This is a genomic window from Achromobacter sp. 18P8.1.1 (assembly GCF_057799415.1).
In genome coordinates this window covers 22,675-47,840 of record NZ_JBYOKH010000015.1, presented here as the reverse complement: position 1 = coordinate 47,840, position 25,166 = coordinate 22,675, and the positions used below count along the sequence as shown (strand labels likewise).

The window sequence follows — 25,166 nt, the reverse complement described above, 5'->3', positions numbered from 1 at the left end:
GTAGCGCGAGCGTTCTGACTGCCGGGCTACGTCACACCTCGTAGAGCGCCGGGAATCCGCAATCCTGCAGCATGGCGTTGGCTTCCTTTAGAAACGCCGGGGTGGACGTTTCCGGCACGCGAACGAGCCACTGCACCCCCTCTTCTTTCTTGCCTCGCAGCAACAGCAGGCGCCCAAGGTGGAACATGCCCCGGAAGTCGCCGCCTTCGGCGCAACGCTGGTAGCAGTCGAAGGCGCGTTCCAGGTCTTGTTCGACCACATCACCCGCTTCATAGAAGCGCCCGACCACGCCGATCGACTTCACGTGGCCGGTCTGCGCCGCCTGCTGGTACAAGGCCAGCGCCGCCGCCTTGTTCTGCGTGACCCCGCCCCGGCCGCTGCGCAGCATATGGGCGTAGTTGTACATGCCCCAATCCAGCCCGCGGTCGGCGGCCAGCCGGAACCAGTACGCCGCCACCGTATCGTCGCGCGGCACGCCCCAGCCGTTTTCGTAGCAGCGGCCCACCATGTTGATGGCCATCGGGTGATCGGCGTTGGCGGCGCGCTTGAACCACGCCAGGCCCTCTTCCGGTTGGCGTTCGACGCCCACGCCGTCCAGCAGCATCTGCCCGTAGATCGTCTGCGCTTCAACGAGCCCGAGTTCGGCCGCCGCCCGGATCCAGGCGGCGTAGTCTTCGGGCGGCCCTTCACGCAGGCGCGCCAGCTGTTCCGGGGACGTCGCGGCAACGTCGGCGGCGCTGAATGTCTTCATATCGGGTTCCTTGCGCGGCGCCAGGCGGCCGCCAGATTCTGCGCCAGCGCGTCGCCCACGTCGGTAGGCGTGCGCCGCACGCCACAGGCCGCCATGTCGACGGTGCGCAGCCCTTCGTAGCCACAGGGGTTGATGCCCAAAAAGGGCGCCAGGTCCATCGCCACGTTCAGCGACACGCCGTGATAAGCCCGCCCGTTGCGGATCTTGATGCCCAGCGCGGCGATCTTGGCCAGTTCGCCGCCATCGGGGTCCGGCACGTATACGCCCGGTGCGCCAGGCTTGCGGCAAGCACCGTCGACGCCATGCTGGGTCAGCGTGTCGATGACGGCGCCTTCCAGCAAGTTGACGTATTCCTTCACGTACATGTCCACACGGCGCAGGTCGAACAACGCGTACGCCATCACCTGGCCCGGGCCGTGATAGGTCACCTGGCCGCCGCGGTCGCAGTGGACGATGGGGATGTTGCCGGGGTTGAGCACGTGCTGCGGCAGGCCGGCCTGGCCCAGGGTGTAGACCGGCGCGTGCTCGCACAGCCAGATCTCGTCAGGCGTATTGGCGCCGCGCTGGTTGGTGTACGCCTGCATTTCCTGCCAGACCGGCAGATAGTCCGCCGGCCGCGCGAGCCACTTGATCACGGCGATCCCGCTTACAGAACGATGGACACCATCGGGTGGCCGTGCAGCGCCTGGTAGAGGCTGTCGAGCTGTTCGCGCGAGGTCGCGCGCACGGTGAAGGTCAGGCCCATGTAGTTGCCGCCCTTGCTGGGGCGCATCTCGACGGTGGCGGCATCGAAGCCCGGGTCGAACTTCAACACGACTTCGGTCAGCGTCTGCGCGAATTCGGGATGGTGCTTGCCCATGACCTTGATGGGGAAGTCACTGGGATATTCGATAAGCGATTCTTCGGGCGGAATATGCATGATTTGCCTAGAGTGGGTGTTGCCCCTGAATGTTCTTATATGGGGGCAACCGGTGCGTTGGCAAGTGTCCGCTGGGGGCGGGACGGCCCGGAGGGCCGCCCGGAACAACGGTCTACAGCGCGGCGATGCGGGCATCATAACCCGCACGCAATTGCTCGAAAACGGGGCCGGGCTTGCCGGATCCCACCGGTTTGCCGTCCAGCGCCACGATCGGCAGCACTTCCTTGGTGGCCGACGACAGCATCAGTTCGTCGGCGGATTCCACCTCTTCCCGCGTGATGCGGCGCGCCTCGAAGGGGACGCCAGCCTCGGCCGCCAGTTCGCCCATCAGCCCATAGCGGATGCCTTCCAGGATCAGGTTGTTCTTCGGCGGGGCCAACAGCTTGCCGCCGGAAACCACCCAGATGTTGGTGGACGACCCTTCGGTCAGGTAGTCGTCGCGGAACTGCACGACCTCGTCGGCGTCGGCGTCCACGGCCTGCTGCTTGGCCAGCACGTTGCCCAGCAGCGACACCGACTTGATCTCGCAGTGCAGCCAGCGTTCGTCCGGGATGCTGATGGCGGTCAGGCCCTGCGTGCGCTGCGCGTTCGACGGCGGCGCCCACGGCGAAATCATGCCGAACACAGTGGGCGTGACCGGCGTGGCCGGGAACTGGTGGTCGCGACGGGCGACGCCGCGCGTCACCTGCAGGTACACGATGCAGGTCTCCAGGTTCGAGCGCGCCAGCAACTGCTCGATCAGGTTGACCCAGCCTTCGCGGTCGAAGGGCTGCGCGATGCGCAAGGCAGCCAGGCTGCGGTCCAGGCGGTTCAAGTGCTCCGCCATGCGAAACGCGTTGCCCTGGTAGACGGGGACGACTTCGTAGATGCCGTCGCCGAAAATGAAGCCGCGATCCAGGACGGAGACCTTGGCCTCGTCCACACGCAGGAACTCACCGTTGAGATACACCTGGCTTTCGCCCGGCACGCCCGGAATCATGAGGCACTCCTGTGAAATGGCGAAGGACGAACCTCCCGGTCCGTCCCAAAATGGAAAACGGGCGTTTCGCGTACGAAACGCCCGCTGCTAGCTTACACCCGGGGTCGCGCCCGTGGCGCGCCCGCTTACTGGAACCAGCGCTTGACGGTGTCGACCATGCGGCCGAAGAAGCCGGCGCGTTCGACGGCGTCCTGCACCACCAGCGGTTCGGTGCGCAGCACCTTGCCATCCAGCGTGAACTGCAGCGTGCCAACCTGCTGGCCCTTGGCCAGCGGGGCGATCAGCGGATCCGTGCGCTGCGCCACCGGCTTCAAGTCGCCAGCCTTGCCACGCGGCACGGCGATCGACACCGGGTTGGGCGGGCCCAGCTTGACGTTTTCAGCCGTGCCTTCCCAGACGCGCGCATCGATGCCCGGCTGGCTCTTGTCGAACAGCTTGACGGTGTCGAAGTTCTGGAAGCTCCAGTTCAAGAGCTTCAGGCTTTCTTCGGCGCGCGTGGCCTCGCTGTCCGTGCCCACCACGACCACCAGGATGCGGCGGTCGCCGCGCACCGCCGTCGACACCAGGCAGTAGCCGGCCGAATCGGTGTGGCCGGTCTTCATGCCGTCCACCGACGGATCGGCCCACAGCAGGCGGTTGCGGTTGGGCTGCGTGATCTTGTTGTAGGTGTAGCTCTTCTGCTTGTAGTAGTGGAAGAAGTCGGGGTGATCGGTGATCAGGTGCGACGACAAGGTGGCCAGGTCGCGCGTGGAGGTCGTGTGCTGGGGGTCGGGCAGGCCAGTCGCGTTCATGAAGTGCGTGCTCTTCATGCCCAGGCGTTCAGCTTCCTGGTTCATCAGCGACGCAAAGGCGGCTTCGCTGCCGCCCACGGCCTCGGCCAGCGCCACGGAGGCGTCGTTGCCCGACTGCACGATCATGCCTTGGTTCAGCTCGTCGACGGTGACGGGTTTGCGCGGTTCGATGAACATGCGCGAGCCGCCGGTGCGCCAGGCGTGCTCGGACACGGGCACGGTCTGCTCCAGCGTCAGGCGCTTTTCATCCAGCGCGTTGAACACGACGTAGGCCGTCATGATCTTGGTCAGCGAGGCCGGCTCGACCTTCATGTCGGGGTTGGAGGCGGCCAGTGTCTGGCCGCTGTTCACGTCGATCACAATCCAGGCCTTGGCCGCGATGGTGGGCGCCGGCACGGCCGACACGTCACCCACCGGCACCGCACCCGAAGCCGTCGGAGCCGGCGCCGTAGCGCCAGCCGCGGCGGGTGCGGCGGCAGGAGCCTGTTGCGCCCAGACCGGCATCGAGGCCGCGAGCATCGCCGACAGCACCGCGCCAGACAGCAAGCGGCGGGTCAAGACAACGGGGGATTGAGCGGAGTAAGGCAAATTCTTCATCGGCAACGTGGGTCCAGGAAAGACGCCCGCCGGCGCGGGGCTAATGGCTGACAATTATAGGCAGCCCATTGGACCCGTCCGCCCCGCGCAGGGTTCCGCAGCATTTAAATCATGCAACCTGATGCAACCTGCGGCCCGGCCGCAACGGTCGATCAGTCCAGAGCGACCTTCAGGCGCGCCTGCACCAGTTGGCGCAGCACCAGCAGCTTGCCGTGGAAAAAGTGGGATGCGCCCGGCACTACCACCACCGGAATCGAACGCGGACGCGCCCAGTCCATGGCTTCGGACAGCGGCACGACTTCGTCTTCCTCGCCGTGCACCATCAGCGTATCGTCAGGAACCTGCACTTCGTGCGACTGGAAGCGGTTCACGGCCGGCCCCATCAGCATCAGCGCCGCCGGCAACACCGCGTCGCCGGCCTCAGCCAGCGCCGCATAGGTCTGTGCGGCCACCGCAGTGCCGAAGGAAAATCCGGCCAGCACCCACGGGGCCTCGGCCAATTCAGGGTGCAGCTCGCGCATCTGTGCCACGACCGCCAGCATGTCCTGCGTTTCGCCTACCGATTTATCGAACTCGCCTTCCGACAGGCCGACCCCGCGGAAGTTGGGGCGCACCGCCACCAAGCCATGCTGCACGCAGGCGCGCGACAACGTGGTGACGACCTTGTTTTCGCGCGCGCCGCCTTGCAGCGGATGCGGATGCAAGACCAGGGCCCAGCCTCGCGGCGTGCCCGCGGGCCAGTCGACGGCGCAATCGATGCGGCCGGCGGCCCCGGTAAAGGCGTGGGTATCAGTACGAGCGGAGGACATGGCAGGACTCAACGTGCAAAAAGGAAAATCGATTTAATTGGCGGACCGCGAGGCGCCGGAGGACTTGGCGGGGATATCGAATGCCGGTTCGTACGACGGGCCTGGTCTGGGGCCGAATCCGCGTCGAGGGGTGGATTCGGGTGCGCCTTGCACCACCTCGGCCAGCCATTGCGCCAGTTGGTCCGCGGCCTCATCCGTGGCTTGCCGCAGCGCTGCAACGCCACCCGCCGCATCTTGCGTGGGCGCGGGCGTCTGCACCTGAATGCGCTTCTGAGCCACGACGGCGCGGCCATTCAGCAGCACCGCCTGCAACAGGATGCGGCCTTCGCTGGACTGCCCGTCTTCGGCATACACCTGTTCAAACTGCATCAACGACAGCTGCAATTGCGACATCTGCAGGTTGACGCGATCAGCCAGCACCGGGCCCTGGCGCGACAGACGGTCAGTGATGCGCTGGCGCACCAGCTCCGTGGGCGACGACGCCCAGCGGAACGTCGCGTAGGCCTTGGGCGCGGCGCTGTCGCCCACGCGCCAGATCATGCTGGTGTCCGACAGAACAGGCGCGGCTTGCAGGCTCATGGCGATTGGCGCGCGTGCCGGCAACGCAGGCACGGGCTTGGCGTCCAGCCCCAAATCGAACACCGAGGGCGGCGCGCCCACGCGGCCGATGCTGCAGCCGGCCAGGGCCGCGGTCATTGTCAGGGTCAAGATCAGTACGGCGCGGCGCATCTTCATTTGGGCTGTCTCCCGAAACCGGCAAATCCGGCTTCGCCGGGTCCGGGCGCAACGGGCGCCGGGCCGAACAAAAACGATTGCGGCGTGCTGTCCACACGGCGCAGGGTGTTGGTGGCGCCACGCGCAGCTGCGCTGACGCTGGCGGCCATGTTGGTGACGGCGGGCAGGGTCTCGCCATCCAGCCGGGCCGCGGCCAGCGCGATGTCGTTCAGGCTGCGCGTGGCTACCGACAAGGGGCCGTCGGGTGCATTCAGCCGCGCCAGCGCCTGTCGCGACTGCTGCGCCAGATCGGCGATCTCCCGCGCGGCGCGGTCCGCCTGGCGCGATGTATTGCCTAGCGAATCCATCAGCGGCCCCAGCTTGGCCAGCGTGGGTCCAAGATCACGACTGGCATCGCGCAGCGACTGCGTGATGTCGGTGGCGTTTTGCAGGCTGGCAGTCAGCGCCTGCACGTTCTGTTCGCTCAGCACGCGGCGCAGCTGCTCGGTGGCTTCTTCCACGTTCGAAATCAATTTTCCGCCGCGCTGCTCGATGCGGTCCAGGAAACCCGGACGCAGCGGAATGGCGGCGGGATGCTCGGCCGACGAGGCCAGGCGCTTGAGCGACGTGCCGTCGTCACGCAGTTCCACGTTGGCCATGCCGGTCACACCCTGCACGCCCAGCTCGGCCCAGGTGGACTCGGTGATCGGCGTATTCGGCGCCACGCCGATGCGGATGCGCACCTGCCCCGGCTTGTCGGGGTTCAGCGCCAGCGACTGCACCTTGCCCACCGGCACGCCCTGATAGCGCACGGCCGACTGCGGATTCAGCCCGCTGACCGCCGTGGCCGACACGATTTCGTACGTTTGCAGCTTGGTCCGGTCCCGGCCGATCCAGACGGCCACCAACGCGGCGGCGGCAAGCAAGACCAGCGTAAAAATCCCGGCCATGAGCGCATGACTACGGTTTTCCATGATGCATTCCCTTCGGCGCCAGATCCCCAAGCGCGCGCAAACCGCGTTCGCCCAGGAAAAATGTGTGAATGAACGGGTGGTCGACCTTCAGTACTTCCGGCACCGTGTCGCACACGATCACCCGCTTGTCCGCCAGCACGGCGACACGCGTGGCCAACGCCAGCAGCGTGTCCAGATCGTGCGTCACCATGACGACGGTAAATCCCAACTGCCGGTGCAGGCTGCGCACCAGGTCCACGAATTCGTCCGACCGCAACGGGTCCAGGCCGGCGGTGGGCTCGTCCAGGAACACCAGTTCGGGGTCCAGCGACAGCGCACGCGCCAGCGCCACGCGCTTGACCATGCCGCCGGACAGGTCCGACGGCCGCTTGCCGGCGTCCTGCGCCGACAGCCCCACCATCGCCAGCCGGCACATCACGACGTCGCGCACTAGGTCTTCGGGCACCGTGCGCAGCTCGCGCAGCGGCAGGGCCACATTGTCGAACACCGACAGCGCCGAGAACAGCGCCCCCGCCTGGAACAGCATGCCCCAGCGATAGGACAGGCGCCTGCGTTCGGCGGGCGACAGCTCGAACAGCGAATGCCCCAGCACCTTCACGATGCCGGCCGCGGGCTGGTCCAGGCCGATGATCTGGCGCAGCAGCACCGTCTTGCCTGTGCCCGATCCGCCCACCAGCACCAGGATTTCGCCCGGGAAGACGGTCAAGTCCAGATTGTCGTGGACCACGTGGTCGCCGAAGGCGGTGCGCAATCCGCGCACCGAGATGACAGGTTCGACGGTGACGCTATCGTCGGTGAACAACCGGTGCTGGGCGGCGCCGTTCATCAGATGCCCACCGAACTGAAGATGATGGCGTACAGCGCGTCCAGCAGGATCACGCCGGTGATCGAGGTCACGACCGACGTGGTGGTGCCGCGGCCCAGGCTTTCCGTGTTGGGCTGGATGCGCAGGCCGAAATGGCACGCGATCAGTGCGATCAGGATACCGAAGGTCACGCCCTTGAGGATGCCGATCCAATAATTGGTCAGAGAGATGGCGTCCGGCAACGATGTCAGGAACCACTGCGCCGATACGCCCAGCTGCATCTGTGCGGCCAGCATGCCGCCCAGGATCGCCATGGCGTCCGTCCACAGCACCAGCAGCGGCATCGTCACGGCCAGCGCAAGCACCCGCGGCAGGATCAGCCGCTGGCCGTGCGAGATGCCCATGACCAGCATCGCATCCAGTTCCTGCGTCACGCGCATCACGCCGATCTGGGCCGTGATGGCCGACCCCGACCGCCCTGCCACCAGGATGGCGGCCAGCACGGGCCCCAGTTCGCGCACGATGGACACGCCCAGCAGCCGCACGATGAAGCGGTCGGCGCCGATCATCTGCAGTTGCTGCGCCGACAGGTAGGACAGCACCACCCCGATCAGGAAGCCGACCAGCGCCGTGATGCCCAGCGCCTGCGCGCCGGTACGGTACACCTGGGCCGAGATCTCGCGCCAGGGCCCCAGCCGTGGGCGGCGCAGCATGGCGGCGAAATCCAGCACCAGCTGGCCCAGCATGATCAAGAGCGCCCGGCCGTTTTCGGCACCCCGGAAGATCGCACCGCCCAGGGCGCGCACCCAGCCCCAGGATTCGGCTTTGGGCTCTGGCGCCCGGGCGCCGCCCTTGTTCATGGCCAGCGCGTTGAAAACGTCTTGCTGGCCGGCCGACCAGCGCACCCGTTCGGGCAGCTTTTCGCCCCAGGCCTGCCAAATGAGCAAGGCACCGATGGTGTCCAGCCGGCTGATGCCGTGCAGATCCCAGCGCACGCCGTCCTGGACGGCGCGGGCCAATGCCGAGCGCCGGCGTTCGACTTCGCCCGCCTCGGCCAAGGCCAGGACGCTCCAGTCGCCCGCGACGTGGCAGGCGTTCCCGTCCTGACGGAATGGTGCGGCGGCGGACGCGGGTGAAGCGGTTTGCGGCATGTAGGCAGGGGACCGATGCAAAATGTATCGCCAATCATAAACGCTTGAAGGCCGAAAGGCCGCGTGAGGGGGGCCGCGTGCCCTACAATCGCCGCCATGTCCGATCACGTCCGCCCTATCGACTTGCCCGCGCCGGAAGCCCTGGCCCGGGAGCTAGGCTCGCGCCTGCCCGTATTCCAAGACCTTGCCTGGACAGGCAGCACCGGGTCGACCAACGCCGACCTGCTGGCCCGCGCCCGCTCGGGCGCCGGCGTCGGCAAGCCTTGGCTGCTGGGCACCCATCTGCAGGAAACCGGCCGCGGCCGCGCCGGCCGCCCCTGGCAGAACCGATCGGGCTCCACGCTGATGTTCTCGTGCGCGTTCGACGTGCACCTGCCGGCCGCGCAATTGCCCGCACTGTCCCCGCTGGCCGGCGTCGCCGCCTGCGAAGCCCTGCGTGCGGTCGCCGGCCCGGACGCCCGCGGCCTGTGCATGAAATGGCCCAACGACGTCCAATGGCATGACGCCAAACTGGCGGGCGTGCTGGTGGAAACCACCCGCAACCCCGGCGGCCGCGAGGCCGGCTACACCGTCGTCATCGGCATGGGCGTAAACCTGATCGACGCAGCCGAACTGTCCCGGACGCTGGGCCGCGAGGTCGCCGACTGGACGCAAGTGCAGGCCCAATCGCACCGGCTGGCCACCGCCGCCGACCTGATCTGTGCCAGCGCCACCGCCTGGCACGAAGCCGTCCAGGCGCTGGAGCGCAGCGGTTTCGCGGCGTTCCGGCAGCGTTTCGACCAGGTGGACGCGCTGGCGGGCCGTACGGTCAACGTGCTGGAGAAAGGCGATATCCTGCTTAGCGGCGCTGCCAGCGGCGTGGACGAGCAAGGCCGCCTGCTGGTGCGCACGCCCGAGGGTGCCACACCGATTTCGGTCGGCGAAATTTCGATTCGACGCCAAGCATGATTATTCTCATCGACTCCGGCAACAGCCGTCTCAAGGTGGGTTGGCTGGACGCTAGCAACCCCGACATGCCGCGCGAACCGGCGGCGGTCGCGTTCGACGGCCTGGACCTGGATGCGCTGGACCGCTGGCTGGCCGCGCTGCCGCGCCGCCCGATGCGCGCGGTGGGCGTGAACGTGGCGGGCGAAGCCCGCGGCACAGCCATTTCCGCCATCCTGCAAAAACACGGCTGTGCGGTCACCTGGTCGCCTTCACAGGCCAGCACCTTGGGACTCGTCAACAGCTACCGCGTGCCCACGCAACTGGGCGCGGACCGCTGGGCTTCGCTCCTGGGCGTGCTGTCGCGCCTGCCCGGCGCGCACCCGCCCTTCCTGCTGGCCAGCTTCGGCACCGCCACCACCATCGATACGGTGGGCCCCGACAACGTCTTCGCCGGCGGCCTGATCCTGCCCGGCCCGGCCATGATGCGCACGTCGCTCGCCCACGGCACCGCCAACCTGCCCATCGCCGAGGGCCAGGTCGTGGCCTACCCCGTCGACACGCACGAAGCCATCGCCTCGGGCATCGCTGCGGCCCAAGCTGGCGCCGTCGTGCGCCAATGGCTGGCCGGCCGCCAGCGCTATGGCCAGGCCCCGCAAATCTACGCGGCGGGCGGCGGTTGGCCGGAAGTGCATCAGGAAATCGAGCGCCTGCTGGCGGATGCCGGCGGCGCATTCGGCGCCGCCCCGGTGCCGGTCTACCTGGATCACCCCGTCCTGGACGGCCTGGCCGCGGTGGCGCGCGCCACCCTGGACGCCAACGCCTGAGCGAGGCCCGCCATGCGAGTGCTTTTCATCCTGATCCTGCTGGCCAATCTGTGGATAGCGGCGCTGGGCCAAGGTTGGATCGGCATACGGCCCGAAGACGAAGGCCGCGACACCCGCCGGTTCAGCCAGGAGCTGAACCCGGGCGCGGTGACGCTGGTTCCCCGTAAAGCGCCGTAGGCCTGCCCCCGGGGCAAGCCCGATCAGGTGCTGCCGGGTCGGTCCAGCCAAGGCGCAAGCGCGGCCAAGGTCCGCCGCGTTGCCCCGGCATGCGAATCGAACCAGGCACGCGCCGCCTGACTCGCTGCCTGCCGGCGCGGTGCATCGGCAAGCAAGGCCATCGCGCTGTCCACCGCCTGCCCCGTATCTGCCACGCGCAAGACCGCGCCCGCAGTGATCGCGTCTTCCGCCGCCTGCTTGAAATTGAACGTGTGCGGCCCGACGATGACGGGCACGCCGGCGGCGCAGGCTTCGATCAGATTCTGGCCGCCCAGCGGCGCAAAACTGCCCGCAACGATGGCCACGTCCGACGCCGCGTAATAGAACGCCATCTCGCCCAGCGTATCGCCCAGCACCACCACGGTGTCCGGATCGGGCTCGGTGCCCTCAGAACGCCGCACGAACGCCAGCCCCGCCTCCGCCAGCTGGCGCGCTGCCTCGTCAAAACGCTGCGGATGCCGGGGAATCAACAGGAACAACGGGGCGCCCGGCGCCCGCGGCGCGGCGGCATGCCGCTTGATCGCGGCGATGAAACCGCTGTCCTCGCCCTCCCGGGTGCTGGCCACGGCCAGGACGGGCCTGCCCAACTGCGCCCGCCACGCCCGGCCCGCCTGCACCTGCGGTGCCGGCAAGGCCAGATCGAATTTCAGATTGCCCGTGACGATGGGCGCGGCGGCCCCCGCCTGCGCCAGCCTGCCTGCGTCTTCGGCAGTCTGTGCCAGCACCAGGTCCAGGCCGGCCAGCGCTTCGCGCATCACGCCGCCCATCCGGCTCGCCTGGCGCAGCGACGAGGCCGAGAACCGGGCGCTGACCAGCGCCATCGGCACGCGCGCGCGCCGGGCCGCCGCCAGCAGGTTGGGCCAGATCTCGCGTTCGATCAGCAGGCCGCACCGGGGGTGATAGCTATCCATGAAGCGACGCGTCGCACCGGGAAAGTCGTAGGGCAGCCACGTCTGGCGCAATTGTCCGCAGGCAATGGCCTGGGGAAACAGGCGCTGGCCCTCCGCGCGGCCGGTCGCCGTCATGTGGGTCAACAACACGGGCAGGCCGCGGTCCAGCAACGCCTGCAGCAGCGGTTGGGCGGCGCGGGTCTCGCCCAGGCTGACGGCATGCACCCACACGGGCGCCGTCCAGGCCGAAAAAGGCACGGCGTCGGCTGCCGCCGGCGACGGCGTTGAGGCATGGCCAAACCGTTCCGGCGAGAAGATTCCCCATTCGCCGCCAGCGCGCCTGGCCCGACGGGCCATCCACAGCCAGACCAGCGGTGACAATGCCCTGAGCGCCAGAGAGTAGACGCCGCGGTTCATGTCACTGGGCAGCCAATGCCTGCTCCACCGCCGCCATCACGGCTTCACGCGACGGCGACGCGCCGCGGTCGCCCAGGCTGGCGGTGTAGTTCGAACCGACCAGCGGAGTTCTCACGGGAGTGGAGGCGCGGTAGATGCCGATGGTGGGGCGGCCCAGGGCGGCGGACAAATGGGTCAGGCCGCTGTCCAGGCCCACCATCAGGCGCGAACCCGCCAGCAAGCGGGCCACCGAACTCAGATCCATGCGGGGCATCACCTCGGCCCCGTCCATGCCGGCCACCAACAGGCCGGCGCGCTGGGCTTCAGATTCATTCCCTGCCAGCAGCTTCAAGGTGCAACCGGCTTCGCGCAACCGGCGAAACACGGCCCGCCAGTCTTCTTCGGGCCACAATTTATCGTCGCGGCTGGCCGACGGCATGATCACGGCATAGCCGCGATCGGTATCTAAATGATGTAAACGTGGCAGATCTGCCACATTACTGTGCTCGACAATATCGGGAACGTCACGCGATTGCGCCGCCAAGCGCGCGAATTCTTGCAATCCGAAATCAGGCAGACCGGCATGTTGGTAACCGAAAGTCAGCGCGGCCAATTTGCGTTGCCGAATGACAGCGGGCTGCCAAAACTCCACACGGTGTCGCACGTTGTAAAACAAAGATGCCAACGGTTCGCGTGCGGATCGCCAATCCAGGCCATGGCGAATTCCGCGCGCTTGCCGCACCAACCAAGCTGATTTCAATAACGCCTGCATATCCAGGACGACGTCATACTGCTTTTCGCGCAGGCGCTCGCGCAACGCCTTGCGTTCCGCCCGAACCTGCTGCGACCACCAGGCTTTGCGCCATCGGCGGTGTGCCACTTTGATCACAGAACTCACCGCGGGATGCCACGACGGAATCTCGGCAAAAGCCTCTTCCGCTACCCAATCTATCTCCGCATCCGGCACATGGCGGGCAATATCGGTAATAGCGGGCAACATGTGCACCAGATCGCCAAGTGACGACGTTCGAACGATGAGAATGCGAGTAGGCATCAATAAGAATTTGGATGTTTACATTCGCGGACACCCAAGGGATTCAAGTAATATTGCTCTCTAACCCCGGGTGGGTCCAAATAACCCCGGCAATTTACATCAAAACAATCTGATGACCACCAATCCCGTTACTGACCGGAAGCTGCGTTTTGCCATTGTGGGCTGTGGACGCATTTCCAAGAATCACATCGGCGCGATCACCCAGCACGGGGACCGGGCCGAACTGGTAGACGTCTGCGACACCAACCCTGAAGCATTGAGGGCTGCCGCCGAAGCGACGGGCGCTACCCCCTATTCTTCCTTGACCGAACTGCTGGCCAACAGCACCGCCGACGCCGTAATCCTGGCCACGCCCTCTGGCCTGCACCCGTGGCAAGCCATCGAGATCGCCCAGTCCGGTCGCCACGTCATCAGCGAAAAACCCATGGCCACGCGCTGGGAAGACGGAAAGCGCATGGTCAAGGCCTGCGACGAAGCCGGGGTCCGTCTCTTCGTCGTCAAGCAGAACCGCCGCAATGCCACCCTCCAACTGTTGAAGAAGGCCATTGACCAAGGCCGCTTCGGCCGGATCTACATGGTCACCGTCAACGTCTTCTGGACGCGACCGCAAGATTACTACGATGCGGCCCGTTGGCGCGGAAAGTGGGAGTGGGATGGTGGCGCATTCATGAACCAGGCCAGCCACTATGTCGACCTGCTGGACTGGCTGGTCGGCCCGGTCGAAAGCGTCTATGCCTTCACGGCTACCCTAGCGCGCCGCATCGAAGCGGAAGACACCGGTGTAGCAGCAGTGCGCTGGCGCCATGGCGCCATGGGCTCGATCAACGTCACCATGCTGACCTACCCGCAGAACCTGGAAGGCTCGATCACCATCCTGGGCGAGAAGGGCACTGTCCGCGTGGGCGGCGTGGCCGTCAACCGAATCGATGAATGGAAATTCGCTGACGAGCACCCCGACGACACCAAGATCCGCGAAGCCAATTACGAAACGACTTCGGTCTACGGCTTTGGCCACCCGCTGTATTACGACAACGTCATCCGCACGCTGCGCGGCGAATGCGAACCGGAGACCGACGGCCGCGAAGGCCTGCAGTCCCTGGCGCTGCTGACCGCCATGTACCGCTCCGCCCGCGACGGCGTGCGCGTTCCGCTGCCGCTGGACTGATCCCATGAGCATCCATTCCACTGCTATCGTTGATGACGGCGCCCAAATCGGCACGACCAGCCGGGTATGGCACTGGGTCCATGTCTGTGGCGGCGCCGTTATCGGCGAAGGCTGCTCGCTGGGCCAGAACGTGTTCGTCGGCAACAAGGTCAAGATCGGCGATCGCGTCAAGATCCAGAACAACGTATCCGTCTACGACAATGTGACGCTCGAAGACGACGTGTTCTGCGGCCCGAGCATGGTATTCACCAATGTCTACAATCCGCGGGCGGCCATCGAACGCAAGAACGAATACCGCAACACGCTGGTGCGCCAGGGCGCGACGCTGGGCGCCAACAGCACGATCGTGTGCGGCGCCACCGTCGGACGCTACGCCTTCGTCGGCGCGGGCGCCGTCGTCAATAAAGACGTGCCTGACTATGCCCTCGTCGTGGGCGTGCCTGCCAAGCAGATCGGCTGGATGAGCCGCTATGGCGAACAGCTCGACCTGCCCTTGTCCGGCAACGGCCAAGCCACGTGCGCACATACGGGCGAAACCTACATTCTGAAGGATGGCGTCTGCCAACAGGCGTAAACACCATGCAATTCATTGACCTGAAAAAACAGTACCAAGTCCTGCGCGATCCGATCAACTCCCGTATCCAGAAAGTCCTGGATCATGGGCAGTACATCATGGGTCCCGAGGTCAAGGAACTGGAAACCGCCCTGGCCGCGTACACCGGCGCCAAGCATTGCATCACGGTAGCGTCGGGCACCGAGGCTTTGCTAATTGCGTTGATGGCACTAGGCGTGAAGGCGGGCGACGAGGTCATCACCACGTCGTTCACGTTCGTCGCCACGGCCGAGGTCATCGTGTTGCTGGGCGCCGTGCCGGTGTTCGTCGACGTCGAGCCCGACACCTGCAACATCAAGGTGTCGGAAATCGAAGCCAAAATCACGCCTCGCACCAAGGCCATCATCCCCGTCTCCCTGTACGGGCAGTGCGGCGACATGGACGAGGTCAACGCGATCGGCGCCAAACACGGCATCGCGGTCATCGAAGACGCGGCGCAGAGCTTTGGCGCCTCGTATAAGGGCAAGAAAAGCTGCAATCTGTCGACCATCGGCTGCACCAGCTTCTTCCCGAGCAAGCCGCTGGGCTGTTATGGCGATGGCGGCGCACTGTTCACGAACGATGACGAGTTGGCCCAGACCATGCGCGAAATCCGCGTGCACGGCCAGTCTGCCCGCTACTACCACACCCGCGTCGGCGTCGGCGGCCGCATGGACACCCTGCAATGCGCAGTGGTGCTCGGCAAGCTGGAACGCTTCGAATGGGAAGTCGAACAACGCGTGAAGATCGGCGCCCGCTACCAGCAATTGCTGGCAGATTTGCCGGACGGGGCGCGTACCGTGACGGTGCGCCCGGACCGCGATAGCGTCTGGGCCCAGTTCACCGTCATCGTTCCGAACCGCGAGGCCGTGATCGCGCACCTGAAGGAAGCCGGCATCCCGACGGCGATCCACTACCCGCGCCCTATTCACGCGCAACCGGCGTATGCAGCGTTCGCGGACGGCGAAGGCGCAACCCCGGTTTCGGACATGTTGGCGGAACGCGTCATGAGCCTGCCGATGCATCCCGATCTGGACGAGGCCACGCAAGACCAGATCGTCGCTACCGTCCGCGCCGCACTCGCCCGTTGAATATGACCAAGAAGATCCTGACTGTCCTGGGAGCCCGCCCGCAGTTCATCAAAGCCAGTGTGGTGTCGGCGGCAATGGCCCGGCACCCGCAGCTATCTGAAGTATTGGTGCATACCGGTCAGCATTTCGACGCCAACATGTCTGATGTATTCTTTGACGAACTCGGCATGAAGCAGCCCGAGTATCAGCTGGACATACACGGAGGCGGCCACGGCGAGATGACCGGCCGCATGCTGATTGAGCTGGAACGCGTCGTGCAGGATGAACGTCCGGACGCGGTCCTCGTCTACGGTGACACCAACTCCACCTTGGCCGGCGCCCTGGTGGCTGCCAAGCTGCATATTCCGGTGGCCCACGTCGAAGCAGGACTGCGTTCGTTCAACATGCGCATGCCCGAAGAGGTCAACCGCGTCCTGACGGATCGCGTATCACGTTGGCTCTATACACCGACTGATACCGCCACCGCGCATCTGGTCCGCGAGGGAATGGATCCTTCCCGCATCATCCAGGTGGGCGATGTCATGCTGGACGTGGCCCGGTTCCAGGGCACCCGAGTCAACGCCGAAGGCGGCGCGCTCGCGCGCTTCGGACTGACGCCGGGAAAATACATTTTGGTGACGATCCACCGCGCCGAAAATACCGACGATCCCCAACGACTCGGCATCATCGTTGACGCGTTGATGCAAGTTGGCGCCAACCACGAAGTCGTGTGGCCGCTGCACCCGCGCACGCGCAACATCCTGGAAAAGCTGGGCCTCAGGGACAAACTCGCAGGCCGCATCAAGCTGGTCGAGCCTGTCGGCTACCTCGACATGGTGCAACTCGAGAAATACTGCAAGGTGGCTTTGACCGACTCCGGCGGTGTCCAGAAGGAAGCGTTCTTCCACGAACGCCCCTGTGTCACCGTACGCGACGAAACCGAATGGACCGAGCTGGTCGACGCAGGCTGGAACCGCTTGGCGCCGCCGACATCGGTGGAGGGCATCCTCTCGGCCATTGGAATTGCACTGACTCATCAGCCTACGCCTACCAGCCCCTATGGCGATGGCAGCGCAGCAGACAAAATAGCCGAGAGTCTGGCTGAATAACGCAAGGGCCTTCGGGCCCTGTTTTCCTTCCTGCGACCAGGAATTTTCGCTATCCATGATGGCACTATGCGTCAATTACAAAACTCCATAAGGCACGCATTCGTCAACCTGCCCCGTCGCATCAAGCAGATACTGGCGATCGGGCTTGACGCGTGCCTGCTGCTCTTGGCGTTTCAGCTTGCACTTTGGCTGCGCTTCGAACTGTTCTTTTTCGACGATCATTACATCCTGTTCTCGATTGTCGCCAGCGGCACCGGCGTACTTGCGCTTGCCGCGCTGGGCCTGTACCGGTACATCCTGCGCTACATGAACGAGCGTGTGGTGTTGTCGGTCATGGGCGGTATCGTCGTGTCCCTGATGGCCGTGGTCAGCGTCGACCGTTTCCTGGAAATCGGCCGCGGCCTGTCGCGCGGCGTGCTGACCATCTACTGCCTGCTGGCGTTGGTGCTGCTGCTGGGCTCGCGCCTGCTCGCGCGCCGTGTGCTGTTCCCGCGAGCCGGCATGATGTCGGCCGAGCGCTATGTACCGGTGATTATCTACGGCGCGGGCGGGGCCGGATCCCAGCTTGCGACCGCGCTGGACGCCGGCCCGCATTACCGCACGGTCGCGGCGCTGGACGATGATCCGCGCAAGCAGGGGCTAATGATGGCGGGCATCCGCATCCATGCCCCCTCGAAGCTACCGGAACTGATCGAACGCTACACCCCGCACCAACTGCTGATAGCGATGCCCTCTGCTTCGCGCGGGCGCGTTCGCGAAATCGTCGAAAGTGTCGCCGATTACCCATTACGGATTCGCCTGGTACCCAGCATCCGTGAACTGATCGTCCCCACCGACGGGCCGCGCCTGCGCGACCTGCAGATCGAAGACTTGCTTGGCCGCGACCCTGTGGCGCCGCAGCAGGAACTGCTGGGCCGCTGCGTGACCGGCCGGGTAGTCATGGTCAGTGGCGGCGGTGGCTCGATCGGATCCGAGCTATGCCGCCAGATCGTCAGCCTGCGCCCCCGCAAGCTCGTGATCCTGGAAGTTTCTGAGGCCGCGCTCTACCTCGTCGATCAGGCGATCCGTTCACTGCCCGACGCCCGGCTGCTGGAGGTCGTTTCGGTGCTGGGGTCGGTGCGCGACGCCAAGCTATGCAGATCGGTGTTCCGCGAACACGGCGTCGAGACCATCTACCACGCGGCCGCGTACAAGCACGTGCCGATCGTCGAGCACAATCCGGCCGAAGGTATCCTGACCAACGCATTTGGCACACTCACGCTATCGACGGCGGCAGTGGAATGCGGCGTGCAGGACTTCGTGCTGATCTCGACCGACAAAGCAGTGCGGCCCACCAACATCATGGGCACTTCCAAGCGCCTGGCCGAACTGATCCTACAGGCCTTGTCGCTGACACAGACCGGCACTCGCTTTTCGATGGTCCGCTTCGGCAACGTGCTGGGCAGCTCGGGCAGTGTCGTGCCCCTGTTTCAGAAACAGATCCTCGCAGGTGGCCCGATCACCCTCACCCATCTGGAAATCACACGGTACTTCATGACCATCCCCGAAGCCGCGCAGCTGGTGCTGCAGGCCGGGTCAATGGGCGAGTCCGGGTCAGTCTTCGTACTGGATATGGGCGAACCGGTGCGCATCGTCGACCTGGCCTACCGCATGGTCCGTCTGTACGGCCTGACGGTACGCGACGAAGACCACCCCGACGGCGATATCGAGATCCTCGTGACCGGCTTGCGCCCGGGTGAAAAGCTGTATGAGGAATTGCTGATCGGCGGCGATGTCACCGAGACAGAGCACCCCCGGATTCTCAAGGCGCGCGAGCGGGATATTCCGTACGCAGAATTGATGGCGGCGCTCGACGCTTTGACGGGAGCTTTGGCCGCGAATGACCGCGCTGCAATCGTCGCCATGCTGCAACGACTGGTACCCGAGTACCAGACCACACCTGCAACATGATTCAGATACTTCCACGCGCCAAGAGATTCAGATGAGCTTTCGCGCAAACATCCTCGCGATGCTGTCCGGCACGGTCTTGGCACAAGCAATACCGCTTCTGGTGATGCCATTGCTGACACGGCTTTACAGCCCGGAAGCGATTGGTCTTCAGACCTTGTTCATGGGCAGTACCGCCGCCCTGGGAGTGGCTGCCACTTGTCGTTTCGATCTGGCCGTAGTATTGCCGGAACGCGATGAAGACGCTTATCAATTAGGCGCCTTGGTTCTGCTCATCAGTGCGTTCACCATGCTGGTCGCGTTGTTGGCGATCTGGCTTTTCGGCCCCTTCATCACCAGCCGGGCCGGGTATCCCGAGTTGACAGCATGGCTATGGCTGTTACCCGCGATGATGGTGGGGACGATGCTGACGCTGCTGGGCACGGCCTACGCGTCCCGTGGGCGCCGTTTTACCCAAGTGGCCAAGGCGAACATCGCGAACCAAGCACTCTACGCAGTCGCGGCTCTCGCCATCGGCTATCTGGGAGCCAGTACGCAAGGCCTGGTCGTGGCAAAAGTACTTGGACAGTGGACGGCCGTGTTGGTCATCATGCTGGCGTGCGGTTACGGGGTCTACCGCTCCGTGTGTGACTTCGACTACCGCGAGATTAAGCGCTTGGCCAAGCACTATCGCCAGTTCCTCTACTTCAACACGCCGTACAGCCTGATAGGTACCGTCGCGCGCGACATGCCGATTTTCGTCTTCTCTTCCCTCGGGGCGACATCCGCCGCGGGGTTCTACGGATTGACACGTACCGTCCTACTGGCCCCTACCCTGCTGATCTCCGCCTCCCTAAGCCAGGTTTTCTTCCGAGAAGCGGTTGCATTCAAGGGCACGCCCCACCTACAATCCATTACGGTCGGGCTCCTGAAGCTGACATTGCTGGCTGGCGCGCCGCTATTTGCCTTTTGCACCGTCTGGGGCGACGTGTTCTTCGGCTACGTATTCGGCTCCAAATGGCAGACTGCCGGCGTCTACGCGATGATCCTGGCGCCCGCGGCATGGCTTGCCCTGCAAACCGGCTGGCCTGAGCGGCTGTTCGAAGTGGCCCACCGCCAGGATGTGTCATTCACGATCCAGGTCAGCGCAGATATAATTACTGTTGCAGCGGTCATTCTGCCCCTCGCACTCAGCAATAGCATCACCGGCGCCATCATCGGCTTCGCTGTTGCCAACGCCAGTTACCATATTATCTATTTGGTTGCAATTTTCCGCGTCAGCCACTTTACCATCAAGCCGCTGATACGTGCCGTATTGGCGGGAAGCGGCGTCTATTTGATGGCCACAACAGCCTTGTTTGTTTTGCGTCTGGCCGGCGGCCTGTCAACGCTATGGCTGATATTGGCCGCCATTCTGGCAACGGTTATTGCTGCGATGCTCGGCCTGGCACAGTGGCGCAACATCGCAAGAATTCTCAGACATCAGGAAGCAGCGACATGATCGCTATCGTCGATTACGACGTTGGTAACGTCGGTTCAGTGCAAAACATGCTGCGCAAGATTGGAGCTCAGGCAACGATCACGCGCGACCCTGCCGTATTACGCGCCGCCGACAAACTGATATTGCCAGGCGTAGGCGCATTCGACGAAGCCATTCACAATTTGCGTCGCTTCGAGCTTTTCGATCTGCTGAACGAATTGGTCCACCAAGAGGGAAAACCTATTCTTGGCGTATGCCTGGGTGCCCAACTGATGACCAAATCCAGCGAGGAAGGAGCGCAAGCTGGATTTGGCTGGCTGGACGCTCGTATCGTGAAATTCAAAGCCGCATCGCATCAGCAGTTGCGTATTCCACATATGGGCTGGAATCTAGTCAACCCGGTTCGGCCGGACATGGAAATATTCCAAAACGTGGCTCGACCAATGCGGTTCTACTTTGTGCATTCCTACCATATGGTTGCCGATTCGCCAGACATTGCACTGGCCCACACACCTTATGGCCATGATTTCTGCAGCGTACTGGGCAAGGACAATATTCTGGCCATGCAGTTTCACCCAGAAAAAAGCCACAAGTACGGCCTACAGGTATATCGCAATTTCGTAGAGCGCTTTCAATCGTGCTGAAAACCCGGATCATTCCATGCCTGCTGCTGCGCGGACGAGGCCTGTACAAAACGGTCAAGTTCAAGGATCCCACCTACGTGGGAGATCCCATAAACGCGGTGAAAATCTTCAATGAAAAAGAGGTCGATGAGCTCATATTGCTCGACATAGCCGCCACTCCAGAGAAGAAAGAGCCGCCATACAGCATCATCGAGGATATCGCCAGCGAATGCTTCATGCCACTTACCTACGGTGGCGGCGTGACATCCATCGACCAAATGCGGCGTCTTTACCGAATGGGCGTCGAGAAAATTTCCCTGAATACGGCTGCCTTCAACAATCGCCGCCTCGTGGAAGAATGCTGTGCGACCTTTGGAAGCTCCAGTGTCATTGCCGCGATCGACGTCAAAAAAACGTTTCTCGGAAAAAATGAAGTCTATATAGCAGGCGGCAAGATCAATACCAAGGAAGATCCTATCCGTTACGCCGAGCAACTGGCCAAGCTGGGCGTGGGCGAAATACTCATAAATTCGATCGACCGCGACGGCACGATGGCGGGGTACGATGTGGACTTCCTCAAGAAACTTGGCAATGCCGTCGATACGCCTTTGATAGCCTGCGGTGGCGCTGGCAATCTCGATCATATGTCCGAGGCCGTCACCCAGGCACGAATCCCTGCGCTAGCGGCAGGCAGCATGTTCGTCTTCCACGGCAAACATCGGGCAGTATTGATCAATTATCCAAATCGGGCAGAACTCGAAAGCAAACTGCCGTAGCAAAGAAAATCGATTCATGCACAAATCTTCTATGCAATCACGCCCTTATCAAATATGCACTCGGTGCGTGATGGACACGAGCGATCCGGACATCAGCTTCGACGAAGAGGGTGTCTGCAATCACTGCCGCCAATACGATGCCATGGTCCGCGGCATCGTTGACAAGGCTACTGCCGGTGGCCGCGAAGCCGAATTGACAAAGATTGCCGAGCAGATCAAGGCCTCCGGAAAGGGCAAGGACTACGATTGCATTATGGGCCTCAGTGGTGGCGTCGACAGCTCCTATGTAGCCTATACCGCCAAACGCCTGGGCCTGCGCCCGCTAGCCGTCCATTTCGACAGCGGATGGAACTCGGAACTGGCGGTGCACAACATTGAGAATATCGTGAAGCGCCTGGGCATTGACCTGCACACTCATGTGGTGGACTGGGAAGAAATGCAGGACCTCCAATTGGCATTCTTCAAGGCATCAGTCGCCAACTGTGACATCCCGACCGACCACGCCTTTCCCGCCATTCTGTATGCCCAAGCCGCGCGTCACGGTATAAAGCACATCCTTTCGGGTAGTAACTATGCCACGGAGTTCATCCTGCCGGCAGCATGGGGCTATCAATCCGGCGATGCACGCCATTTGCGCGATATCCACCGGAAATTTGGTGAACGGCCACTGCGCAAATACCCCTCGATCGGGTTCTTCAAGCAGTTTATCTGGTACCCGTATGTTCGCGGAATCAAGACGATCAAACTGTTGAATTATCTCCCGTACAACAAAGCTGATGCTAAGCAAACCATTGCGCAGGAACTGGGATGGCGCGATTATGGCGGCAAGCATTACGAGTCTGTGTTCACGCGTTTTTTTCAGGGATACTATCTCCCCGTCAAATTCGGGTATGACAAGCGCCGGGCCCACATGGCCTCATTGATCAATGCAGGCCAAATGACGCGTTCCGAGGCATTGGAAGAACTCGAGCATCCCACGTATGATGCGCAGCGACAGCAGGAAGACAAGATCTTCGTTGCCAAGAAACTGGGGCTGACCGAGAGCGAACTGGACGATATTTTCCAGCTCCCGAAGAAGGACTACACGGATTACAAATCCAACGCTAAGTTGATGGCCCGCGCCCTCAAGTTCAAGCGGCTATTCACCAAGCTCTGAGGACTTCCCCATGGTTGGGTTGCTGTCGCGCGAGCGTATCTTTTTTGCCTATCTGATTGCTTTGGCGGGCCTCCTTTGCTCAACCATCGCCAATCGGTACTACGAGAGCGCTGCGCTTGTCAGCCCGGCCACCTGGATAGTGCTGGCGGTGATCGTTCTGAGCGTAATCTTTTATGCGATGGGGCGCTATGCCGTCGACAGATTCTTCCCAACGAGGCAGATTCTCATCGGCGCAAACTGGACGGAATACGACGCCCAGCATAAACGCACTTTTTTTTGGGTGTTGGTCGGGATATTTTCCGCCACGGTGATCGGGCATCTCCTCATATTGCCGGGGATCCCTGGCTTGCGAGCTCTCGCTTCCCGAGATGATTTCGAGATAAGCGTTATACGCCAGGAAGGATATCTCGGAGTACCCATGTTCTTGCGTTATCTCAGCGACTACAGCGTAAAGGCCATCGGTCCCATGGTGCTGATTCTGGCATACTCGGCCAGATCGCGCGCATTCTACCCATTGATAATCCTGGCCGCGCTCTACTCGCTCGCGTTATACGCACGCATAATGCCGATTTTTCTTTTCGCTCCGCTGCTGCTCTACACAATCAGCCTGCGACGGTATCGGGACTCGTTGGGACTGGTCGCCCTGATAGGCGGCATTCTGCTGACTACCAGCGCAATCGCCAGCCCCAACATTCGCGATGCCTTTTTCCCGGCATATGCGGCCACGCTGCCTCAGGCCACTCAGCCGAGCACCAGTACCAGCACCATCCTGGCGGCTGCCCCTGCAATCCAGCCCGACCAAGCCCCTAAATTAAAGCCGCGGCACTATGAAACGTCTTCCTGGCAATCCAAATCGGTTCTCTACTCGCTATTTAGCAGAATCATCGTAATCCCCGGCGGCGTCATACTGCAGTGGTTCAATTACTATTCCGACCCGAAGTTTCGAGAATATGGCTGCGGCTATCGCCCCGCCAGCGTCCTGCTTGGCTGCCAGTATGTCAATGTACCAACCAAGCTTTATGCCCATTACTACCCTAAAAACGTCAATGAATTCAAGCTTCAGGGTAGTTTGAATGCGGCATTCTTCATGACGGAGTATGCAAACTTCGGGCCTTTGGGTGTGATACTTTCATCCGTCGCAATGGCGTTCGTGCTCCTACTGGCCACCCAGATATTTGGCTCGCATCCTTTGGCGATACCGCTGAACATTGCGTTCATAGTGGTCGCAATGGAAACCAATCTATTGACCGCGCTGAACTCCGGCTCCGGCTGGATTATTACCAGCTTTCTGTTCCTGTACTTTTTTCGCACCAGAACCAAATGACGAACACGACCGCGCAGCGCCCATATCAACAATGTACTCGCTGCCTTATGGATACCAGTGATCCGGCCATCACGTTCGACAGCGAAGGCATCTGCAATCATTGCACACGCTATTTCACGCGTGTACGCAATGAAGTCCATCACGGCCCCGCCGGCGATGCGGCATTGGCGCGCATTGTCGACCAGATCCGGAACGAGGGCCGCGGCAAGGATTACGATTGCATCGCAGGCGTAAGCGGAGGGGTGGACAGCACCTTTGTCGTATATAAGCTGAAACAACTGGGCCTGCGCCCGTTAGCGGTGCATTTCGACAATGGCTGGAATTCCGAAATTGCCGTGGCCAACATCAAGAAGACGCTCGATAAACTTGATATCGACCTATACACGTACGTCGTTGATTGGGAAGAATTCAAGGACCTCCAGATGTCCTTCATCAAGGCATCCGTTCCGAATTGCGAAATACCGACAGACCACGCAATTACCGCCACATTGGTGAGTACCGCAAGAAAGCACGGCATCCGGTATGTCATCAACGGCAGCAATGTGGTGACGGAAGGAATATTGCCGATATCGTGGGTCTACTACAGCCACGACTTGCGCCACATCAAGGCATTGCACCGGTTGCACGGAACGGTGCCGCTTCGCACCTTTCCCCGCATTGGCCTGCCTTCATTCACGTTGCGCATCCTCAGTGGCCGATACAAGATGGTCAACTTGTTGAACTATATCGACTACGACAAGTCGGCCGCCATGCAGACCATGCAGGACGAATTGGGATGGCAGTACTATGGCGGCAAGCACTATGAGTCCATCTATACGCGCTGGTACCAAGGATATTACCTTCCCACCAAGTTCGGTTTCGACAAGCGGCGAGCACATTTATCTGCGCTGGTTTGCGCTGGCCAAATGACGCGAGAGGAGGGGCTGCAGCAGCTCACATTCGACCCGTACGCGGAAAACGACCTGCAAGGCGACACGGATTTCGTGTTAAAGAAGTTCGGCATAACTGCAGATGATCTTCAACGTCTCATTGATGCGCCAAACCGCGCCCATACAGACTACCCCAACCAACGTTATTTCATCGAGGAATTGGCAACGTTGAAGAATTTCGTTCGACGCACTGCAAAATCTGTTTGACGACCAGCTGAT

At 62.8% G+C, this 25,166-nt stretch carries 26 protein-coding genes; 14 read left to right on the top strand and 12 right to left on the bottom strand.

The window, feature by feature from the left end; translation table 11 throughout:
- Window positions 1-31 precede the first annotated feature (31 nt).
- The 10 genes from AC27VE_RS12110 to AC27VE_RS12065 form a co-directional block, all read right to left on the bottom strand.
- Complete coding sequence (locus AC27VE_RS12110) at window positions 32-751, bottom strand: tetratricopeptide repeat protein (protein WP_488703979.1); 720 nt, start codon at window positions 749-751, stop codon at window positions 32-34.
- The gene (gene lipB / locus AC27VE_RS12105; RefSeq protein WP_488703978.1) at window positions 748-1,386 is read right to left on the bottom strand and encodes a lipoyl(octanoyl) transferase LipB; all 639 of its coding nucleotides are present in this window, start codon (window positions 1,384-1,386) and stop codon (window positions 748-750) included. Before lipB ends, AC27VE_RS12110 begins: the two co-directional genes overlap by 4 nt.
- Before the next feature lie 11 nt (window positions 1,387-1,397).
- Window positions 1,398-1,670 (bottom strand): YbeD family protein, encoded by a 273-nt coding sequence (locus AC27VE_RS12100; RefSeq protein ID WP_006224847.1) that lies wholly within the window; start codon window positions 1,668-1,670, stop codon window positions 1,398-1,400.
- A 112-nt stretch (window positions 1,671-1,782) separates the two neighbouring features.
- Window positions 1,783-2,649 (bottom strand): D-amino acid aminotransferase, encoded by an 867-nt coding sequence (locus tag AC27VE_RS12095; RefSeq protein ID WP_488703977.1) that lies wholly within the window; start codon window positions 2,647-2,649, stop codon window positions 1,783-1,785.
- Between the two features lie 125 nt (window positions 2,650-2,774).
- Complete coding sequence (locus AC27VE_RS12090) at window positions 2,775-4,037, bottom strand: D-alanyl-D-alanine carboxypeptidase family protein (RefSeq protein WP_169273412.1); 1,263 nt, start codon at window positions 4,035-4,037, stop codon at window positions 2,775-2,777.
- A 152-nt stretch (window positions 4,038-4,189) separates the two neighbouring features.
- Window positions 4,190-4,846 carry an alpha/beta hydrolase gene (locus tag AC27VE_RS12085; protein ID WP_488703976.1) on the bottom strand — a complete coding sequence of 219 codons (657 nt, stop codon included), beginning with the start codon at window positions 4,844-4,846 and terminating at the stop codon, window positions 4,190-4,192.
- 33 nt (window positions 4,847-4,879) lie between these two features.
- Window positions 4,880-5,581, bottom strand: a complete 702-nt coding sequence (locus AC27VE_RS12080) for an ABC-type transport auxiliary lipoprotein family protein (RefSeq protein ID WP_488703975.1) — start codon at window positions 5,579-5,581, stop codon at window positions 4,880-4,882.
- Window positions 5,578-6,534: an MlaD family protein gene (locus AC27VE_RS12075; RefSeq protein ID WP_175216746.1), complete on the bottom strand. Its 957-nt coding sequence runs from the start codon at window positions 6,532-6,534 to the stop codon at window positions 5,578-5,580. The genes AC27VE_RS12080 and AC27VE_RS12075 overlap by 4 nt, the downstream gene beginning before the upstream one ends.
- Window positions 6,521-7,360: an ABC transporter ATP-binding protein gene (locus tag AC27VE_RS12070; protein WP_006224853.1), complete on the bottom strand. Its 840-nt coding sequence runs from the start codon at window positions 7,358-7,360 to the stop codon at window positions 6,521-6,523. The genes AC27VE_RS12075 and AC27VE_RS12070 overlap by 14 nt, the downstream gene beginning before the upstream one ends.
- Window positions 7,360-8,490: an MlaE family ABC transporter permease gene (locus tag AC27VE_RS12065; RefSeq protein ID WP_427962386.1), complete on the bottom strand. Its 1,131-nt coding sequence runs from the start codon at window positions 8,488-8,490 to the stop codon at window positions 7,360-7,362. Before AC27VE_RS12065 ends, AC27VE_RS12070 begins: the two co-directional genes overlap by 1 nt.
- A 96-nt stretch (window positions 8,491-8,586) precedes the next feature.
- Here AC27VE_RS12065 and AC27VE_RS12060 point away from each other — a divergent pair, with 96 nt between their 5' ends.
- The 3 genes from AC27VE_RS12060 to AC27VE_RS12050 are packed head-to-tail and all read left to right on the top strand — an operon-like array spanning window position 8,587 to window position 10,418.
- Window positions 8,587-9,438, top strand: coding sequence for a biotin--[acetyl-CoA-carboxylase] ligase (locus tag AC27VE_RS12060; RefSeq protein ID WP_488703974.1), 852 nt, complete (start codon window positions 8,587-8,589; stop codon window positions 9,436-9,438).
- Window positions 9,435-10,241 carry a type III pantothenate kinase gene (locus AC27VE_RS12055; RefSeq protein ID WP_488703973.1) on the top strand — a complete coding sequence of 269 codons (807 nt, stop codon included), beginning with the start codon at window positions 9,435-9,437 and terminating at the stop codon, window positions 10,239-10,241. The genes AC27VE_RS12060 and AC27VE_RS12055 overlap by 4 nt, the downstream gene beginning before the upstream one ends.
- A 12-nt stretch (window positions 10,242-10,253) precedes the next feature.
- A complete protein-coding gene (locus AC27VE_RS12050) occupies window positions 10,254-10,418 on the top strand; it encodes a hypothetical protein (RefSeq protein WP_006224857.1) in 165 nt (54 codons plus the stop codon).
- Between the two features lie 23 nt (window positions 10,419-10,441).
- On the opposite strand, the gene AC27VE_RS12045 is transcribed toward AC27VE_RS12050, so the two are convergent.
- Together AC27VE_RS12045 and waaC are read right to left on the bottom strand one after the other, a co-directional pair.
- Window positions 10,442-11,764 carry a 3-deoxy-D-manno-octulosonic acid transferase gene (locus AC27VE_RS12045; RefSeq protein ID WP_488703972.1) on the bottom strand — a complete coding sequence of 441 codons (1,323 nt, stop codon included), beginning with the start codon at window positions 11,762-11,764 and terminating at the stop codon, window positions 10,442-10,444.
- A 1-nt stretch (window position 11,765) separates the two neighbouring features.
- Window positions 11,766-12,797: a lipopolysaccharide heptosyltransferase I gene (gene waaC / locus AC27VE_RS12040; RefSeq protein ID WP_488703971.1), complete on the bottom strand. Its 1,032-nt coding sequence runs from the start codon at window positions 12,795-12,797 to the stop codon at window positions 11,766-11,768.
- 112 nt (window positions 12,798-12,909) lie between these two features.
- Between waaC and AC27VE_RS12035 the strand changes: the two genes are divergently transcribed.
- From AC27VE_RS12035 to AC27VE_RS11985, 11 genes are all read left to right on the top strand, one after another.
- Window positions 12,910-13,962 (top strand): Gfo/Idh/MocA family protein, encoded by a 1,053-nt coding sequence (locus AC27VE_RS12035; protein ID WP_488703970.1) that lies wholly within the window; start codon window positions 12,910-12,912, stop codon window positions 13,960-13,962.
- A gap of 4 nt (window positions 13,963-13,966) precedes the next feature.
- Window positions 13,967-14,536, top strand: a complete 570-nt coding sequence (locus tag AC27VE_RS12030) for an acyltransferase (protein ID WP_488703969.1) — start codon at window positions 13,967-13,969, stop codon at window positions 14,534-14,536.
- A gap of 5 nt (window positions 14,537-14,541) precedes the next feature.
- Entirely contained in the window at window positions 14,542-15,645 is a 1,104-nt protein-coding gene (locus tag AC27VE_RS12025; protein WP_488703968.1) for a DegT/DnrJ/EryC1/StrS family aminotransferase, read from the top strand.
- Window positions 15,646-15,647: 2 nt separating this feature from the next.
- Entirely contained in the window at window positions 15,648-16,733 is a 1,086-nt protein-coding gene (gene wecB, locus AC27VE_RS12020) for a non-hydrolyzing UDP-N-acetylglucosamine 2-epimerase (RefSeq protein ID WP_488703967.1), read from the top strand.
- Between the two features lie 66 nt (window positions 16,734-16,799).
- Window positions 16,800-18,683: a polysaccharide biosynthesis protein gene (locus tag AC27VE_RS12015; RefSeq protein ID WP_488703966.1), complete on the top strand. Its 1,884-nt coding sequence runs from the start codon at window positions 16,800-16,802 to the stop codon at window positions 18,681-18,683.
- A gap of 31 nt (window positions 18,684-18,714) precedes the next feature.
- Window positions 18,715-20,160 carry an oligosaccharide flippase family protein gene (locus tag AC27VE_RS12010; RefSeq protein WP_488703965.1) on the top strand — a complete coding sequence of 482 codons (1,446 nt, stop codon included), beginning with the start codon at window positions 18,715-18,717 and terminating at the stop codon, window positions 20,158-20,160.
- Window positions 20,157-20,783 (top strand): imidazole glycerol phosphate synthase subunit HisH, encoded by a 627-nt coding sequence (hisH, locus tag AC27VE_RS12005; RefSeq protein WP_488703964.1) that lies wholly within the window; start codon window positions 20,157-20,159, stop codon window positions 20,781-20,783. Before AC27VE_RS12010 ends, hisH begins: the two co-directional genes overlap by 4 nt.
- Window positions 20,777-21,538, top strand: coding sequence for an AglZ/HisF2 family acetamidino modification protein (locus AC27VE_RS12000; RefSeq protein ID WP_488703963.1), 762 nt, complete (start codon window positions 20,777-20,779; stop codon window positions 21,536-21,538). The genes hisH and AC27VE_RS12000 overlap by 7 nt, the downstream gene beginning before the upstream one ends.
- A gap of 16 nt (window positions 21,539-21,554) precedes the next feature.
- Complete coding sequence (locus AC27VE_RS11995) at window positions 21,555-22,694, top strand: N-acetyl sugar amidotransferase (RefSeq protein ID WP_488703962.1); 1,140 nt, start codon at window positions 21,555-21,557, stop codon at window positions 22,692-22,694.
- Between the two features lie 10 nt (window positions 22,695-22,704).
- A complete protein-coding gene (locus tag AC27VE_RS11990) occupies window positions 22,705-24,018 on the top strand; it encodes a hypothetical protein (protein WP_488703961.1) in 1,314 nt (437 codons plus the stop codon).
- A complete protein-coding gene (locus AC27VE_RS11985; RefSeq protein ID WP_488703960.1) occupies window positions 24,015-25,154 on the top strand; it encodes an N-acetyl sugar amidotransferase in 1,140 nt (379 codons plus the stop codon). The genes AC27VE_RS11990 and AC27VE_RS11985 overlap by 4 nt, the downstream gene beginning before the upstream one ends.
- Window positions 25,155-25,166 lie beyond the last annotated feature (12 nt).

What these genes read in the sequence shown, in the direction of transcription:
- AC27VE_RS12110 (WP_488703979.1), bottom strand. Translation starts at nt 751, where the DNA reads ATGAAGACATTCAGCGCCGCCGACGTTGCCGCGACGTCCCCGGAACAG.
- AC27VE_RS12100 (WP_006224847.1), bottom strand. Translation starts at nt 1,670, where the DNA reads ATGCATATTCCGCCCGAAGAATCGCTTATCGAATATCCCAGTGACTTC.
- AC27VE_RS12095 (WP_488703977.1), bottom strand. Translation starts at nt 2,649, where the DNA reads ATGATTCCGGGCGTGCCGGGCGAAAGCCAGGTGTATCTCAACGGTGAG.
- AC27VE_RS12090 (WP_169273412.1), bottom strand. Translation starts at nt 4,037, where the DNA reads ATGAAGAATTTGCCTTACTCCGCTCAATCCCCCGTTGTCTTGACCCGC.
- AC27VE_RS12085 (WP_488703976.1), bottom strand. Translation starts at nt 4,846, where the DNA reads ATGTCCTCCGCTCGTACTGATACCCACGCCTTTACCGGGGCCGCCGGC.
- AC27VE_RS12080 (WP_488703975.1), bottom strand. Translation starts at nt 5,581, where the DNA reads ATGAAGATGCGCCGCGCCGTACTGATCTTGACCCTGACAATGACCGCG.
- AC27VE_RS12075 (WP_175216746.1), bottom strand. Translation starts at nt 6,534, where the DNA reads ATGGAAAACCGTAGTCATGCGCTCATGGCCGGGATTTTTACGCTGGTC.
- AC27VE_RS12070 (WP_006224853.1), bottom strand. Translation starts at nt 7,360, where the DNA reads ATGAACGGCGCCGCCCAGCACCGGTTGTTCACCGACGATAGCGTCACC.
- AC27VE_RS12065 (WP_427962386.1), bottom strand. Translation starts at nt 8,490, where the DNA reads ATGCCGCAAACCGCTTCACCCGCGTCCGCCGCCGCACCATTCCGTCAG.
- AC27VE_RS12060 (WP_488703974.1), top strand. Translation starts at nt 8,587, where the DNA reads ATGTCCGATCACGTCCGCCCTATCGACTTGCCCGCGCCGGAAGCCCTG.
- AC27VE_RS12055 (WP_488703973.1), top strand. Translation starts at nt 9,435, where the DNA reads ATGATTATTCTCATCGACTCCGGCAACAGCCGTCTCAAGGTGGGTTGG.
- AC27VE_RS12050 (WP_006224857.1), top strand. Translation starts at nt 10,254, where the DNA reads ATGCGAGTGCTTTTCATCCTGATCCTGCTGGCCAATCTGTGGATAGCG.
- AC27VE_RS12045 (WP_488703972.1), bottom strand. Translation starts at nt 11,764, where the DNA reads ATGAACCGCGGCGTCTACTCTCTGGCGCTCAGGGCATTGTCACCGCTG.
- waaC (WP_488703971.1), bottom strand. Translation starts at nt 12,797, where the DNA reads ATGCCTACTCGCATTCTCATCGTTCGAACGTCGTCACTTGGCGATCTG.
- AC27VE_RS12035 (WP_488703970.1), top strand. Translation starts at nt 12,910, where the DNA reads ATGACCACCAATCCCGTTACTGACCGGAAGCTGCGTTTTGCCATTGTG.
- AC27VE_RS12030 (WP_488703969.1), top strand. Translation starts at nt 13,967, where the DNA reads ATGAGCATCCATTCCACTGCTATCGTTGATGACGGCGCCCAAATCGGC.
- AC27VE_RS12025 (WP_488703968.1), top strand. Translation starts at nt 14,542, where the DNA reads ATGCAATTCATTGACCTGAAAAAACAGTACCAAGTCCTGCGCGATCCG.
- wecB (WP_488703967.1), top strand. Translation starts at nt 15,648, where the DNA reads ATGACCAAGAAGATCCTGACTGTCCTGGGAGCCCGCCCGCAGTTCATC.
- AC27VE_RS12015 (WP_488703966.1), top strand. Translation starts at nt 16,800, where the DNA reads ATGCGTCAATTACAAAACTCCATAAGGCACGCATTCGTCAACCTGCCC.
- AC27VE_RS12010 (WP_488703965.1), top strand. Translation starts at nt 18,715, where the DNA reads ATGAGCTTTCGCGCAAACATCCTCGCGATGCTGTCCGGCACGGTCTTG.
- hisH (WP_488703964.1), top strand. Translation starts at nt 20,157, where the DNA reads ATGATCGCTATCGTCGATTACGACGTTGGTAACGTCGGTTCAGTGCAA.
- AC27VE_RS11995 (WP_488703962.1), top strand. Translation starts at nt 21,555, where the DNA reads ATGCACAAATCTTCTATGCAATCACGCCCTTATCAAATATGCACTCGG.
- AC27VE_RS11990 (WP_488703961.1), top strand. Translation starts at nt 22,705, where the DNA reads ATGGTTGGGTTGCTGTCGCGCGAGCGTATCTTTTTTGCCTATCTGATT.
- AC27VE_RS11985 (WP_488703960.1), top strand. Translation starts at nt 24,015, where the DNA reads ATGACGAACACGACCGCGCAGCGCCCATATCAACAATGTACTCGCTGC.